Below are 14,328 nucleotides of genomic sequence, written 5' to 3'. Positions count from 1 at the left end.
GCTCCGAGCTGGAATCCGATCCGGATAGGGAAGATAGGTCGTTCAGAAGGCCGTTATGCGATCGCATGGCGACGTGATGTGCATCATGTGCAATGCGGCGAATGACTACCACGCGGCCAGACCGGTTCACCCTTCGCATCAGGTCTGGCTAGCGCCGGTGTTTGTGGATGCACTAACGCGCGAAAAATCACGCGCCGTATTCAACCTGTTCTCTCAGGCGCGTCAGGTGCGCCGCCTGAGCACGAAATTCTGCCCCTCGGCATTTGTGCAATTTAGCTGGCTCAATGTGACGGCCGCACATACCACGTTTGTCTGCGTTCCGCGAATGAGCGAACGCATCGAGATTTCGATGGTCTGACCGTCGCGGAAACGATAGAAGCCTTCCGACAGCCTGTTGCCGGTATCAGTCGCCACGGTCACGAACTGGCCGTTAGAAAAGCTGGAGATCGCCACACCCTGCTCGTCCATCCAGCTTCCTTCCAATGAAGGCCCGGCCTTCCTCGGTGCCACCCCAGCGCAACCGGATATTATCAGGGCGGATGTCAGGGCAAAAAGGGTGGCTTTCAGACGAAATGTGACCATGGCGGCCTCCTCACTATCCCACGACCTCATCGCCGGAATTTTGCCGGAAAGCAATATTGAGGACCCGGAAAAGGGCGGATGCCGCCCTTACCAGGATGTAGCTGTTGCGAAATTGCCATGCCTCTGGTGGGTGTGTTCGGGCGTCGCCGCTATTCGCCGAAGGTGGCAAATTGCCCCTTCAGCAGGCATTCGTCATATTCAGAGCGGGCGGTGGAATCGAACACGACACCGCCACCGACATTGAAAACAGCCTCTCCATCCGGGTATAGCGAAACAGTTCGGATTGCCACGTTGAAGCGCATTCGCCCATCGGGCGACGCCCATCCGATGGCGCCGCAATAGACATCACGCGGGGCTGTCTCCAGTGCCCGCAATATCTTCATGGCCGAGATCTTCGGTGCGCCCGTCACGGAGCCACAAGGGAATAACGCGCCTAGAATGTCGGTGAAGGACAGACCGGGCAGAAGTTCGGCGCGCACGCGGCTGATCATCGTGTGCACCGTCGGGTAGGTTTCGACATGGAAAAGCTCCGGCACGTCGAGTGTCCCTACCTTGCTGATGCGCGAGATATCATTGCGCAGCAGATCGACAATCATGCGGTTCTCAGCCTGGTTTTTGGGATCGTTGCGCAGCTCCTCCTTTAGCGTCGCATCTTCGGCCAGGGTTCTGCCGCGCGGCATCGTGCCCTTCATGGGCAGCGTCTCGATCCATCCGTCTGCTGAAACCTCGAAGAACAGTTCCGGCGAACGTGACACCACAACCGGCCCGCCCAGATCGATGAAGGCAGCGTAGCGGACAGGCTGACGTGCCGTCAGCCCCTCGAAAACCGCGAGCGGATGGCCCTGCCAATTTGCGACAACCGGGAAGGTGAGGTTGCCCTGATAACAATCACCCATTCTGAGATGCTGATGCAGCCGGTCGAAACGTTCCGCATATTCAGAAAGGCTCCAGGTCGGCCTGGCATTAAAAAGACGCGCCGGTTCCCATCCCTTGGTGGGCGAAAGTGGCGGAGGCGACGGACTGTCGAAGACGCCGAAGCAGAGAAGGGGAGAATGGCGACCTTCGGGCAGATAAGGAATCAGTGCTGCATCCAGAAGATAGCCGGCCTCGTAGGATATATAGCCCGCGAGCCATTTGCCGGATTGGCGGAGACCCTCCGCTCTTTCCAGGGCCGGAAAGAACTGCTCCGGCTCTTCCGCGAGCAGGATTTCCTGCGGCCAATCGAAAACGAGCGTCTCGTTCGTGAGATCGTTGCGGAAGAGGGCGAGGTGAGTGCGCGCGAACATCTGGTGGAAGGAATATCACCCCTCGTCCAGCGCTTCCAGTTCGTCAATCAGCCCCTCGATCACCGACAGTCCCTTGCCCCAGAAGGAAGGATCGGCCGCATTGAGGCCGAAGGGCGCAAGCAGTTCCGAATGATGCTTACTGCCACCGGCCTTGAGAAGCTCGAAGTACTTTTCCTTGAAGCCGATCTCGGCCTGGCTGTAGACAGCAAAAAGCGAGTTCACCAGGCAATCGCCGAAAGCGTAAGCGTAAACATAGAAGGGCGAGTGGATGAAATGCGGGATATAGGCCCAGAATGTCTCATATCCTTCCCCGAGCCGGATCGCCGGGCCAAGGCTTTCGGCCTGCACCTCAAGCCACAATTCGCCGATCCGTTCTGAGGTGAGTTCGCCGCTGCGCCGCTCGGTATGTACCTTGCGCTCGAATTCATAGAACGCAATCTGGCGCACCACGGTGTTGATCATGTCCTCCGCCTTCTGTGCGAGCATCGCCTTGCGCTCGCGATGGTCTAAGGTGCGCTCAAGAAGGGAGCGGAAGGTCAGCATCTCGCCGAACACGGACGCTGTCTCGGCCAGGGTGAGCGGCGTCGCGGCCATGAGCGCGCCTTGGCCCGCCGCCAGCACCTGATGAACGCCATGTCCTAATTCGTGTGCAAGCGTCATCACGTCGCGCGGCTTGCCCAGATAGTTGAGCAGCAAATAGGGGTGGGCCGACGGCACCGTCGGATGCGCGAAGGCACCCGGCGACTTGCCGGCGCGCACCGGTGCATCGATCCACTTCCTGTCGAAGAAGCGTGCGGCGATATCCGCCAATTCAGGGGAGAAGGCGTGATAGGCGGAAAGCACCGTCTCTTTCGCGTCCTCCCAGCCGATGACCGTCTGCGGCGTTTCGGGCAGCGGCGCATTTCGGTCCCAGTGGTTGAGCTTGTCCATTCCCAGCCACTTCGCCTTCATGGCGTAGTAGCGATGTGAAATACGCGGAAACGACTCGCGGACCGAAGCAGCCAGCGCATCCACCACCTCCCGTTCTACCCGATTGGCCAGATGGCGGGCGTCCGCGACATCCTCGAACTTCCGCCAGCGATCTGAAATCTCCTTGTCCTTGGCAAGCGTGTTGGTGATGAGTGTGAAGAGGCGCATATGCTCCTTCAGCGTGACGGCGAGGGCCTCGGCTCCTTTGCGGCGCTTGTCGCCATCCGGGTCCTGCATCAGGTTCAGCGTTGGCTCAAGCGTCAGCTCGTCGCCATCGACATTGAAGCGCAGGCTGGTCATGGTCTCGTCAAACAATCGGTTCCAGGCGGCGCGGCCGGTCACGGACGTCTCGTGGAAAAGCTGCTCGATGCGATCCTCGAGCTGGTGCGGCCGGTCCTTGCGGATATCGAGCACCCAGGGTCGGTAATGACTGAAGAGAGGATCGGCCTTCAGCGCCTCATCGATGATCTGGTCGTCGATCTTGTTCAGTTCGAGCGTGAAGAAGAGCAGATGCGTGCTGGCATCGGTCAGCTTCTCCTGCACGTCACCATAAAACTTGGCCCTCTGCGGGTCGGACGTGTCGCCGGCGTAGACGAGCCCGGCATAGGAGCCGAGCCGGCCGAACAGCTCATCAAGCGCCTCATAGGCACGCACTGCCTCGCCGAGCCGGCCTTTATTTCCCTTCCGCGCTTCTTCCGCAAGCCGCCCCTTCCATGCTTTTTCAAAGGCAATGGCTTCCTTGGCCGCGCGCGCCAGGTCCCGCGAAAGCTCCGGGCTGTCCATGGAAGGGTAAAGGTCGGAAAGGTCCCACTCGGGAAGATCGCCCAGTCCGGAAGCCTTACTTGCCCCTTCGCCGCTGGGGGAGGCCGGCACGGATGATGCTCCGAACGGTCCAGCCGGGTGTGCCATGAGATTTTCTCCGTGCTTCCAGAAAACTTAAATCAATAATTCGTTCACCGGGATTCTTGAAAGCCTGTTTAGAAGCCTGTGACATAGAGTCTAGTGTGTCCGTCTCACCTGGGGCAAATCTTTTGAAGCTGTGGCATTCATGTCTGAACGAGTCCTGATAGTCGATGACGACCCGGTTCAGCGTCGCCTTCTCGAGGCTGCGGTGTCGAAGCTTGGCTATGCCGTAACGGTCGCGGAGGATGGGGCGGCTGCGCTGCAGACTATGGCGAATGCTGGGCACAATCAGTTCCGGGTTGTCATTCTCGACCTTATCATGCCCGGCATGGATGGACTGGAGGTCCTTGGGCAAATGCGTGAGGACGGGATTATGGTGCCCGTCATCGTGCAGACCGTAAGAGGCGGCGTTGAGACGGCGGTTGCCGCCATGCGCGCCGGCGCATTCGATTTCGTTGTCAAGCCAGCTTCGGTGGAGAGGCTGGGCAGCGCCATCCGCAATGCGCTTAAGGTTGAAGCGCTGGGCAATGCCGAAAAGCAGAGGCGCGGCAAAGGCACAGATGCTTTTTCCTTCCAGGACATCGTCACGCGCAGCCCCGCAATGGAGCGGGTTATCCGTATAGCCCGCAAAGCCGCCGCTTCCGACATCCCTGTTCTTATCGAGGGGGAGTCAGGTGTGGGGAAGGAACTCATTGCGCGTGCCATCCGAGGGGCCAGCGGTCGCCGCACCAAGCCCTTCGTCACCGTTAATTGCGGCGCAATTCCCGACAACCTCGTGGAAAGTATCCTCTTTGGTCATGAGAAGGGGGCTTTCACAGGCGCTACCGAAAAGCACATGGGCAAGTTCGTGGAGGCAGACAGCGGCACGCTCTTTCTGGATGAGATAGGGGATCTTCCGCCAGACGTGCAGGTCAAGCTTCTGCGTGCCATCCAGGAAGGCGAGGTAGACCCTGTCGGCGCGCGCTCCACGGTGAAGGTGGACATCCGCCTGGTCTCGGCCACGAATCAGAACCTGCTCGAACGTGTGAAGGAAGGACGTTTCCGCGAGGACCTTTACTACCGGCTCAACGTCTTCCCCATCATGGTGCCGCCGCTGCGAAACCGGAAGGAAGATATTCCGCTGCTTGTGCAGCATTTCATAGGCCGCTTCTCACAATCCGTTCCAGGCTGCAGAACCACCGGCATTTCTGCCAACGCGCTCGACCTGCTGTCGGCCTATGACTGGCCGGGAAACATTCGGCAACTGGAGAATGCGGTCTTCCGGGCCGTCGTGTTGTGTGAAGACGAAATGCTCACCACGGCGGAGTTTCCCCAGATCAGGGCCCAGGTAGAGGGGATCGACGAAAGCGGGGGAGAGTTAAGAGGCTACTTAGAGCGGGAACAATTGCCGGCTGCCGAACCGGTCTTGGTGGAAGGATCGGCAGCCGAGCGCATCGATGAGCAGCCATCCGACCCTGGGCTGCTGCGAGCAGTGGACAACAAGGGGCACGTCCGCACGCTTGAGCAGGTGGAAAAGGAGTTGATACGCTTCGCCATCGACCATTACGACGGTCGCATGAGCGAGGTTGCTCGACGCCTGGGCATCGGCCGTTCAACCCTTTACCGGAAGCTGAAGGAGATGGGGCTTGAGCCGGCAGACGGAGGCGAGGAGGCGTGACTGTCGGCGGCGAAACCTGGCGAGCCTAATCCATGAGCGTTTGCGCCCGTGATTATTGTAACATTTGATTAACTACGTCAGCGGTTTACACATCGCGCCGCTTTCTTGCCATTCTCTCAACTCATTCCTGCTTCAATAAGAGGCGGTTAACCATTATGGTGAACAATTTGAAGGAGTTTGGCGCCTCGGGCGCTTCGTGGGGACAGTTTTATCCAGACGGGTTGCGTTTTGAAGCAAAGCGACATTGGACGGGATGGCGGACGGAGGGGAAGGTTTGGCTGCGCCAGATGTCTGGCCGGTCTCCTGCTAGCCGCGAATTTTCTCTTTCTGGCTGTGCCGGCCGCGGATGCGCAGACGCGCATCCTGAAGATTTACTTCCTGCACACCAAGGAGAGGGCGGAAATCACTTATAAGCGCAATGGGCGCTATCTTCAGAGCGGCCTGAAGCAGATAAACCATCTTCTGCGGGACTGGCGGCGCAACGAGCCCACCAACATGGACCCGCGCCTGCTCGACCTTTTATGGGAAGTCTACCGCCAGTCTGGCTCGCGCGATTACATTCACGTTGTCTCCGCCTATCGTTCTCCTGCAACCAACGCAATGTTGCGCGGCCGCTCAAGCGGCGTCGCCGAGAAAAGCCAGCACATGCTAGGCAAGGCCGTGGACTTCTACCTTCCGGATGTAAAGCTTTCGCGCGTGCGGGATATAGCTCTTAGATTGCAGGCTGGCGGAGTGGGGTATTATCCACGCTCCGGCTCTCCTTTCATCCATTTGGATGTTGGCGGCGTGCGTCATTGGCCGCGCCTTAACCGGCAGCAACTGGCAGCCATCTTCCCTGACGGCAAGACCCTGCATGTGCCATCCGACGGCAAGCCATTGCCCGGTTATCAGCAGGCACTGGCTGCTTATCAGGCGCGTCAGCGCGGTGGTGGCGCTATTCAGGTAGCCGATGACACTTCCAGGAACCGCGGCGGCCGGGGCCTGCTCGCGGCCCTCTTTAGCGGTGGAGCCGACGAGGCCGAGGACGATGCGAATGCAGGCCTGCTGGTTGCCCAGCGCCCGGCGGCAAATGCCAGGACGGCGAGGCAGCAGGCGCCCCTCCAGCCACCGGTCCCGATACAGCAGCACGCGCAACCGCAGCAGTCTCCAGAAACGAATGAGGCGCCTTCGACCATCATAGCAGCCCTGCCTCCACGTTCTGTGCCTGTGCCGCGCGAAGCGCCCCGGCCGGATGCTGTTGTCGGTGCTCAGCAGTTGCAGGAGCCGATCGTGGCTGCCGCCGGCGATGAGGAAACACAGGCAGAGGGGCAGGCTGTGCTTGCCTCCGCACTCAACGTACCCATTCCTTCGCGCCGTCCGGACCACTCGCCGACCCTTGAGGACGTGGTGGCCGAAGAAACTGACGAAAACAACATGCCAGCGATCGCCTATGTTATGCCCACCAGCCGGCCGGAGCGGCGTGCAACATCCGATGTTATCGCTGAGCTTCTGGTCGCGCAGGAGGATAGCGCCACTCCGCTCCAGACAGCTTATGCAAGTGGTGCTTCGATGCCGGGCATGCGTCCGAAAGCAACGGGAAGTGGCGAGAGCGGGCCTAAGAAGGTGCCTTCAGAGATTACGCCTATCGGGGCGGCTGCCGAAAAGGCGGAGCAGCTAGCGGGAACTGCTGGCGGCGAGGCTGGTTCGCCGGTTGCTGTCCACAAAAAGGCTGAACGACGCCTTGACGATGCAAGGGCAGTAGCCCTCCTTTCCTCCAGTGCCCGGACAGCGCCGAAATCCGCTCGGCCGCGCGCGGATGACGTCCGACGCGATCCCGCGCCGGTCGTGGTGCCAGTCGAGAAGGTCACGGTAAGCACTGTGCTCAGCCCCGAATCCGTTATGCGCAGCAAGCCGGTGACAAAAGCGCCCGCCTTCAGCAAGGAGCTCGCCGAAGCGCCTAAGGCTGTGTACACCGACGGTTTTCACGCTCCGGCGATAAAGGACGCTCGCCGCTTTACCGGCAAGGCTGTTACCTTCCTGTCGTTGGCAAAGTTCGACGGCAACTGAGCATTGGCCGAAGCGCCGCAGGGGAAGCACTTCAATGACGAAGTGCGTTTGGCGGAGCCGTAAAGAGTGTGATGCCAGTGCTTGTCCGGATTAAGCTTTCCGCTTCAACCGGTCCGTAGGGAAGCGGCCTGGCGCGCCAGCTCCTCGATCTTGTCCCAGTCGGCCGCTGCGAGCGATGCTTCGGGCGCAACCCACGAGCCGCCTACACACACCACATTTGACAAAGACAGATAGTCGGCTGCGTTCCAAGACGATATTCCGCCTGTCGGGCAGAAGCGCATCCCTGGCAGCGGCGAAGCAAGCGATTTCAGATATGCAATGCCTCCCGCCTGCTCTGCGGGGAAGAACTTGATGATCTCATAGCCTTCATCCCGGAGGGCCATGATCTCACTCGGCGTCACACCTCCGGGCAAGAAGGGCAGAGCGGACTGGCTGGCGGCCGTGAGCAGGTTTCTGTTTGCTCCAGGTGAGACGATGAACTGGGCGCCAGCCTTCTCAGCACTTTCAAAGTCCTTGCTGGAAAGGATGGTGCCCGCCCCGACAGCAGCTTCCGGCACCTCATTTGTCACAATGCGGATTGCTTCGAGCGCCCCGGGCGTGCGCAGCGTGATCTCAATGGCAGGCAGCCCGCCTCTGACCAGCGCCCGCGCCAGCGGTACTGCATCGGCCGCACGCTCGATCCGCAGGACCGGGATTACCGGCTGGCCCGAGAGGATCTGCAGAAGGCGTTCGGTCTTCGTGTTCATCGCGGGCTCCAAGCTTGTCCCGCGATTTAAGCGGATTACGCGCTGGAATTCAAATCCCCCAGCGCATTAACAGCGCCGCTGCACCTTGCCGGATACGCCTCCCAAGATCGTGTATCAAGTGCATGATCCGCTTTGCGGGCAGATTGTCGTTAATTGCGGTCCAGGTGAGCGGGCCAACGATACCGTCCGCCGCAAGACCGTGTCTGCGCTGGAAAGTCAGCACTGCCCCTCTGGTCTCAGGCCCGAAGATGCCGTCCTGTACAACAGGATGCCCGAGCGCACAGAGCAGCCCTTGCAGATGGCGGACATTTTCGCCTCTGTCCCCGCTACGCAGCAGAACTGATGGCTGGTCGACCTTGGTAACGGAGGACTCCGTTCGCGCATAACGCCGGTAAGCCAATGAGAGGCGCAGATGGTAACCGTTGCGGGCGTAGGCCGGGCCGTTATAGCCCCGTGCAAAGGCCGTCCAGTCGCGCCGCCGCAATGCTTCGGCAAGTCCTGCCTTCTCGATATAGCGCATCATCAAACGGAGTTGGCCGTCGAGCCCGCTGCGCGCTTCTTCCACCAGCGCCTCAATACTTCCATATCCGAGCCATGCCCAATGCGCGCCCATCACTTGGCCAACTCCCCATGAGGTGGCTTCGTAGGCGGCCGCCTTATCGATTTCCGCTGCGCGTTCCAGCATGTGCCAACGAGCCGGCTGCGCCGTCGGGTTGCGGATCGTACCGGCCGTTGGCGCTGCAAGCCCGGCGCGACGTGCTGCCTCCCGCTTTTCCGGAGAGAGGCGGCGGTCGAAATAATGACCCTCGAACCGGATCAACGGCTCCTTCCTTCCATCCACTACGGCGTGAGTCCTGCCTGCCGATTCCACCTCGACCACTGCGAGGAGGGTGGCGGGTTCAAGTCTGGCCTTCAAAGCAAGGTGGGAGATGAGGGCAGCGGTTTCAGTTGGAATCATGAAAGAAGCCTCCGATGGTTCCCTTCATTCTCCTTTGCCTCGTGGCGGCGGGGATAAGTCCCCGCATATCGCCGCCCCTAGCCGTTGATGCGCAATCGTCAAGCGTTTCCTGCGCGGCGGGAAACATGTGGTGGCGGCAGCAGGGCGGCAACAGGGGGCACCAGGTGGCTTGCCAATCCTCCCCATGGACGACTAAAGTTACACCGCGTCATGCATGGCACGCTTTGATGCATGTCGGGGGCTCTGTGTTGGCCGCCTCAGGGTCAAGGTCGAAGGCGCATCCGGGGCGCGGATGCGGTGCCGTCCACCATCACGTCCTGTTTCCACAAAGGCCACCTTCTGCGTGGTTCTGAAGGCATGTGATGAGAAAGTTCGTCATAATCTTCCTTATTCTGTTTGGAGTTCTTGAGACTAACGCTGCTTTCGCGGCCGATCGCGTAACGATCTTCGCAGCAGCCAGCCTGAAGGAAGCCATGGACCGTATCGCCGTGGCGTTTCAAGCGGAAACAGGCGTCGAAACGGTCATATCTTTCGCAGCAAGCTCCATACTTGCGCGCCAGATCGAAGCCGGGGCTCCCGCCGATATCTTCATCTCGGCGGATGAGGAATGGATGGATTATCTGGCCGAACGCGACCTGATCGACCGCGATAGCCGAAGGCTCGTCCTAGCCAATGCGCTGGTCATCGCGGCTGCCGGACCATTTCACGAGAAGGCCGATCCGGAAACCATTCTTGCGGAAGGACGCTTTGCCATGGGTGACCCGTCCCACGTGCCCGCCGGGCGCTATGCGCAAGCAGCTCTTTCCAGCCTCGGCTTCTGGGAGAATGTAAGAAAGCACGCCGTATTCGGCGAAAATGTGCGTGTGGTGCTGGAGCTTGCGCGGCGTGGTGAGGTCACCTCCGCGATTGTCTACCGCTCCGACCTGCATGCGGCGCCGGGCCTCTTCAGAATCTACACCTTTCCGCCCAACTCGCACCCGCCCATCGTCTATCCTGCCGCCGCTGTGATGCCACACACCAGCACAGGGGCGTCGGCTTTCCTGGATTTCTTGTCTGGAAAGGCTGCTGAGGCAATATTCCGGGAACTTGGCTTTACGCCATTACCACCCAGTTAGTTGCGCGGCAGGGACCTGATGAGCGGCGTGGAAATCGACATACTTCTTCTTTCCGCAAAGGTGGCGCTGGCGGCGATTGCATTTTCGCTGGTTCCTGCCTTTGCCGTGGCTTGGCTGCTCGCGCGGCGGCGCTTTGCGGGAAGGGCGCTTCTGGAGGGACTGGTCGCGCTGCCTCTCGTTCTACCGCCTGTTGTCACCGGCTTCGCCCTACTTTTGCTCTTCGGCGCACGCGGGCCGCTTGGACAACTATTTGAGAATCTCTTCGGCCTCACCTTTGCCTTCCGCTGGACCGGAGCGGCACTTGCCGCCGGCGTCATGGCCTTCCCGCTCATTGTACGACCCATTCGCCTTTCGCTGGAAGCGGTCGATCAGGGGCTTGAGGAAGCGGCGGCGACGCTCGGCGCGGATCGAATGGTGGTCTTCTTGACCGTCACCCTTCCATTGGCGTTGCCCGGGCTCCTTGCCGGAGCCGTTCTTGGCTTTGCCAAAGCGTTGGGTGAGTTCGGCGCCACCATAACCTTCGTCTCAAACATCCCCGGTGAGACGCAGACGCTTTCCCTCGCCATATATGCGCTTCTGCAAAGCCCCGAAGGGGATGCGGCGGCCTTGCGCCTCATCCTGCTCTCCATTGTACTGGCGCTGGGCGCTGTGCTCGCTTCGGAATGGGTGGCCCGGAGCCTGGCTAAAAGGCTGAACGATGGGAATCCTTGAAGTCGACATTTCTGGCAGGGTGGGCAATTTCACCATTGTAGCCCAGTTTTGCGCCCGACCGGGAGTGACGGCGCTGTTCGGCCGTTCAGGCGCAGGAAAAAGCACTATCCTCAAGATGATTGCAGGTACGGTCCGACCCGAAAGGGGACGGATATCATCCGCCCGCCGGGTACTCTTTGATTCCGATGCAGCCGTCGATCTGCCACCGCGCACCCGCGGTATCGGCTTTGTTTTCCAGGAGGGGCGCTTATTCCCACACATGACCGTGCGTCGCAATCTCACCTATGCGCGCTGGGCTGGGGGGCGGCGGGGCGAGCGCCGCTTTGACGAGGTGGTTGCGCTGCTTGGCCTTGAAAAGCACCTGAATCGCCATCCCGCGACGTTGTCCGGCGGCGAACGGCAGCGCGTGGCCATCGGCAGGGCTCTGCTCGCGGAGCCTGAAATCCTGCTCATGGATGAACCGCTTTCCTCCCTCGACCGGGAACGCCGGGCTGATATCCTTCCATATCTGGAAGTCGTAGCAAGCCAGGCGCGCATCCCCATCCTCTACGTCAGCCATGAGACCGATGAGGTGGCCCAACTGGCTGACCGCGTGGTGGCGGTTGAGGGAGGTAAGGTGCGCGCAATCGGCACCCCGGCAGAGATTCTCCGGCATGACAGACAGGATGGCGGCGAGCCGGTTTCGATTCTTGAAGGCCGGGTGACGGAACGGGATGAGCGCTACGGTACGATAACGGCCATGGCGGGCGGCGCAACCATTGAACTGCCGGAAGATGCTCTTGCCGTAGGCAGCCATGTGCGTCTTAGGATTCGCGCTTCCGACGTGGCGATTGCCATAACGCCTCAAGCAGGCTTGTCTATCCGCAACCAGTTAGCCGGGACAATCGAAACGGTGGAGCGATTCGGCACCTTCGCCGAGGTCACGGTTTCGGTGGGCAGCGAAAGAATTGTTTCCCGGGTCACATCCAAGTCGGCCGATGCGCTTGGCCTGGTTGCCGGTAAGCCTGTTTTTGCGTTGGTGAAGGTGGTGTCGGTCGAGCATGGAAGGCTCCTCCGCGCGGATTAGAATACGTCCGTGAGGTTGTATTCTTGTGGAAAGGATATCGCGCTAAGATTGCAAAATTAACGAGTTTTTAACCTTTTGAGCCGATGATGATTTCAGTCGAATCGGCTTTTCCTCCTCCCAAGCAGGTTCGAACAGGGGCGGCCAAGTGCCGCCCCGCTCCAACCCTTTCGCCAATTTTACACAGGAATAATTCCTGCTGGTCATATTTGCTGTGGCTGGCTAGGGTGCGGCAGGTTAGATGTCCGCGTCTGGCACCGGACGGCAGCGTGGCACCGTATGGAAGTATTCCTTTCCGGCTATGAGCCCTACATTGCGCTTGCGCTGCTCGTGGCCCTCTTCGCAGTTTTCGTTCTTGAACTCTATCCTCCCGAGGTAACAGCCATTGGGGGAGCCGCAGCCTTTATGCTGCTGGGGTTTGTTCCAGTCGGCGAAGTCATGGAGGTGCTCGCCAATCCGGCTCCCGTCACCATCGCTGCGATGTTTGTGCTGTCCGGCGCTCTGGTGCGCACAGGCGTTCTGGAAGCAGTATCGAATGCTTTAGTCGTGCATGCCAAGGAACACCCGCTCTTGGCGTTGGCCATCTTCATCCTGGCAGCCCTCGCCGCATCTGCCTTTATGAACAATACGCCCGTGGTTCTGATCCTGATCCCAATTGTGATCAGGATTGCCGGTACAATTGATATCGCGCCAACGCGGCTCCTCATCCCGCTCTCCTACATCGCGATCCTGGGTGGCACATGCACCCTGATCGGAACGTCGACTAATCTGCTTGTCGATGGTGTCGCCCGTGCCAACGGCATGGAGCCGTTCTCGATATTTGAAATTACGCCGGTCGGAATTGTCGTGGCGCTGTCGGGCATCATTACCCTCCTTGTCCTCGGGCGTTTTCTGCTTCCCGACCGTGGTGCCTCCAGCGAGGCGGCGGGTGGCGAATCCGAGTTCTTCTCCGAGATTACGATACGCTCCGAAGGCCGCTATACGCGTCAGCCCATTGCGGAGATTGCTGCATTCCAGCGTCCCGGCCTGCGCATTGTTGGCCTGAAGAGCGGCAGTGAGGTGATCCGCTCGAATATTGCCGAGCGCACACTCAAGAAGGGCGACACGCTCATCGTCATGGCCACCACGTCGGAACTGCTCACCCTTAACGAGCGGGAGGACCTGCGGGTAGGCAGGAGGCGCGGGCTGGCAAGCACGTCCGATCCCGTCGTTGTGGAAGCGGTGGTGGCGCCGCACCGCTCCATTGCAGGCCAGCGAATAGCGGATCTCACTCTTGGCAGCCGTTTTGGCGTGCGGGTGCTTGGCGCCCACCGGCACAGGCATATTCCAGGGCCGGATCTGGACAATGTCCGCCTCAGGCCGGCGGACAAGCTTCTTCTCGAAGGTTCGGCCACGGGCTTTGACGCGCTGTCGGAAGAAGCGGACCTCATTACGATAACGCGCCCGAGTGGAAGAGCCTTTCGCCGGCGCAAGGCGCCGATAGCGGTGGGTGCACTGGTGGCGGTGGTGCTGCTCTCCGCCTATGGAGTAGCTCCCATCGGTGTACTGGCGCTTCTTGCTGTAGCGGGCATCTTGCTCCTGCGCTGCATCGATGCTGACGAGGCGTGGGCTTCTCTCGATGCCTCGATCCTCATTCTTATCCTGGCCATGCTGGTGGTGGGGGAAGGCTTGCAACAGTCAGGTGGTATCGAACTCTTTGTCGGTTCGGTTGCGCCTCTTCTCTCGGACATGCCACCCTTCGCAACTCTTATTGCTGTCTATTTCATCACCTCGCTGCTCACGGAGTTTGTGACGAATAATGCCGTGGCCGTGCTTCTCACGCCGATCGCGATCGGCCTGGCCCAGCAGTTGGGCATAGATCCGCGCCCCTTTGTCGTGGCGGTGATGTTCGGAGCCAGTGCCAGTTTTGCCACTCCCATAGGCTATCAGACGAACACGCTTGTATATGGCGCGGGCGATTATCGCTTTGCCGACTTCCTGAAGATTGGCATCCCCATGAATCTCATCGCCGGAATGGCAAGCGTTCTGGCGATCGCCTACTTCTTCCCCTTGAAATAGTCTGTTCGTCAGGGAACAAATGAAGCGCTGCCTTTATTGATTGGCAAGATTGCCGGACGCTGCCATTGTTATAGCTTGAACGCGCTTCTTGCTTTTACCAGCTGTGTGTTGGTGAGGAGGGCAGACTGGCATATTCCTGAGTGCGAAGCTTCCTGAGTGCGAAGTGGAGAGATGCGGGCCTATCTGCGGGGACAAGCGCAAAAGCTCCGGACATTTCTTCTGGCTGTCATCCTG

11 protein-coding genes are annotated in these 14,328 nt (G+C 60.0%); 6 read left to right on the top strand and 5 right to left on the bottom strand.

The window, feature by feature from the left end; all coding sequences use genetic code 11:
• Nucleotides 1-222: 222 nt before the first annotated feature.
• The 3 genes from HUS57_RS07670 to HUS57_RS07660 all read right to left on the bottom strand — a co-directional run bounded on the left by HUS57_RS07670 (nt 223) and on the right by HUS57_RS07660 (nt 3,746).
• A complete protein-coding gene (locus HUS57_RS07670) occupies nt 223-582 on the bottom strand; it encodes a hypothetical protein (protein ID WP_173932424.1) in 360 nt (119 codons plus the stop codon).
• Between the two features lie 149 nt (nt 583-731).
• A complete protein-coding gene (locus HUS57_RS07665; RefSeq protein WP_173932422.1) occupies nt 732-1,868 on the bottom strand; it encodes an aminodeoxychorismate synthase component I in 1,137 nt (378 codons plus the stop codon).
• A gap of 15 nt (nt 1,869-1,883) precedes the next feature.
• On the bottom strand, nt 1,884-3,746 hold the full coding sequence (locus tag HUS57_RS07660) for a M3 family oligoendopeptidase (protein WP_173932420.1): 1,863 nt from the start codon (nt 3,744-3,746) through the stop codon (nt 1,884-1,886).
• Between the two features lie 139 nt (nt 3,747-3,885).
• Here HUS57_RS07660 and HUS57_RS07655 point away from each other — a divergent pair, with 139 nt between their 5' ends.
• Both HUS57_RS07655 and HUS57_RS07650 read left to right on the top strand, forming a co-directional pair.
• A complete protein-coding gene (locus tag HUS57_RS07655; protein WP_173932418.1) occupies nt 3,886-5,397 on the top strand; it encodes a sigma-54 dependent transcriptional regulator in 1,512 nt (503 codons plus the stop codon).
• 228 nt (nt 5,398-5,625) lie between these two features.
• A complete protein-coding gene (locus HUS57_RS07650; protein WP_246727795.1) occupies nt 5,626-7,443 on the top strand; it encodes a DUF882 domain-containing protein in 1,818 nt (605 codons plus the stop codon).
• A gap of 104 nt (nt 7,444-7,547) precedes the next feature.
• On the opposite strand, the gene HUS57_RS07645 is transcribed toward HUS57_RS07650, so the two are convergent.
• Both HUS57_RS07645 and HUS57_RS07640 read right to left on the bottom strand, forming a co-directional pair.
• Nucleotides 7,548-8,189 carry a 2-dehydro-3-deoxy-phosphogluconate aldolase gene (locus HUS57_RS07645; protein ID WP_173932416.1) on the bottom strand — a complete coding sequence of 214 codons (642 nt, stop codon included), beginning with the start codon at nt 8,187-8,189 and terminating at the stop codon, nt 7,548-7,550.
• 49 nt (nt 8,190-8,238) lie between these two features.
• Nucleotides 8,239-9,147 (bottom strand): N-acetylmuramidase domain-containing protein, encoded by a 909-nt coding sequence (locus HUS57_RS07640; protein ID WP_173932414.1) that lies wholly within the window; start codon nt 9,145-9,147, stop codon nt 8,239-8,241.
• A 362-nt stretch (nt 9,148-9,509) separates the two neighbouring features.
• On the opposite strand from HUS57_RS07640, the gene modA reads away from it, so the two are divergent.
• The 4 genes from modA (at nt 9,510) to HUS57_RS07620 (ending at nt 14,094) form a co-directional block, all read left to right on the top strand.
• The gene (modA, locus tag HUS57_RS07635) at nt 9,510-10,262 is read left to right on the top strand and encodes a molybdate ABC transporter substrate-binding protein (protein WP_173932412.1); all 753 of its coding nucleotides are present in this window, start codon (nt 9,510-9,512) and stop codon (nt 10,260-10,262) included.
• A gap of 18 nt (nt 10,263-10,280) precedes the next feature.
• Entirely contained in the window at nt 10,281-10,973 is a 693-nt protein-coding gene (gene modB, locus HUS57_RS07630) for a molybdate ABC transporter permease subunit (protein ID WP_173932410.1), read from the top strand.
• Complete coding sequence (modC, locus tag HUS57_RS07625; RefSeq protein ID WP_173932408.1) at nt 10,960-12,039, top strand: molybdenum ABC transporter ATP-binding protein; 1,080 nt, start codon at nt 10,960-10,962, stop codon at nt 12,037-12,039. Before modB ends, modC begins: the two co-directional genes overlap by 14 nt.
• Before the next feature lie 186 nt (nt 12,040-12,225).
• Nucleotides 12,226-14,094 (top strand): SLC13 family permease, encoded by a 1,869-nt coding sequence (locus tag HUS57_RS07620; RefSeq protein ID WP_348640568.1) that lies wholly within the window; start codon nt 12,226-12,228, stop codon nt 14,092-14,094.
• The last annotated feature ends 234 nt before the right edge of the window (nt 14,095-14,328 follow it).

The organism is Chelativorans sp. Marseille-P2723 (assembly GCF_902809845.1).
Taxonomy (GTDB): Bacteria; Pseudomonadota; Alphaproteobacteria; order Rhizobiales; family Rhizobiaceae; genus Chelativorans.
Note: the sequence above shows the minus strand (reverse complement) of the source record. Positions and strands in the feature narration are given on the sequence as shown.

What these genes read in the sequence shown, in the direction of transcription:
- modA (WP_173932412.1), top strand. Translation starts at nt 9,510, where the DNA reads ATGAGAAAGTTCGTCATAATCTTCCTTATTCTGTTTGGAGTTCTTGAG.
- modC (WP_173932408.1), top strand. Translation starts at nt 10,960, where the DNA reads ATGGGAATCCTTGAAGTCGACATTTCTGGCAGGGTGGGCAATTTCACC.
- HUS57_RS07655 (WP_173932418.1), top strand. Translation starts at nt 3,886, where the DNA reads ATGTCTGAACGAGTCCTGATAGTCGATGACGACCCGGTTCAGCGTCGC.
- HUS57_RS07640 (WP_173932414.1), bottom strand. Translation starts at nt 9,147, where the DNA reads ATGATTCCAACTGAAACCGCTGCCCTCATCTCCCACCTTGCTTTGAAG.
- modB (WP_173932410.1), top strand. Translation starts at nt 10,281, where the DNA reads ATGAGCGGCGTGGAAATCGACATACTTCTTCTTTCCGCAAAGGTGGCG.
- HUS57_RS07665 (WP_173932422.1), bottom strand. Translation starts at nt 1,868, where the DNA reads ATGTTCGCGCGCACTCACCTCGCCCTCTTCCGCAACGATCTCACGAAC.
- HUS57_RS07670 (WP_173932424.1), bottom strand. Translation starts at nt 582, where the DNA reads ATGGTCACATTTCGTCTGAAAGCCACCCTTTTTGCCCTGACATCCGCC.
- HUS57_RS07660 (WP_173932420.1), bottom strand. Translation starts at nt 3,746, where the DNA reads ATGGCACACCCGGCTGGACCGTTCGGAGCATCATCCGTGCCGGCCTCC.
- HUS57_RS07645 (WP_173932416.1), bottom strand. Translation starts at nt 8,189, where the DNA reads ATGAACACGAAGACCGAACGCCTTCTGCAGATCCTCTCGGGCCAGCCG.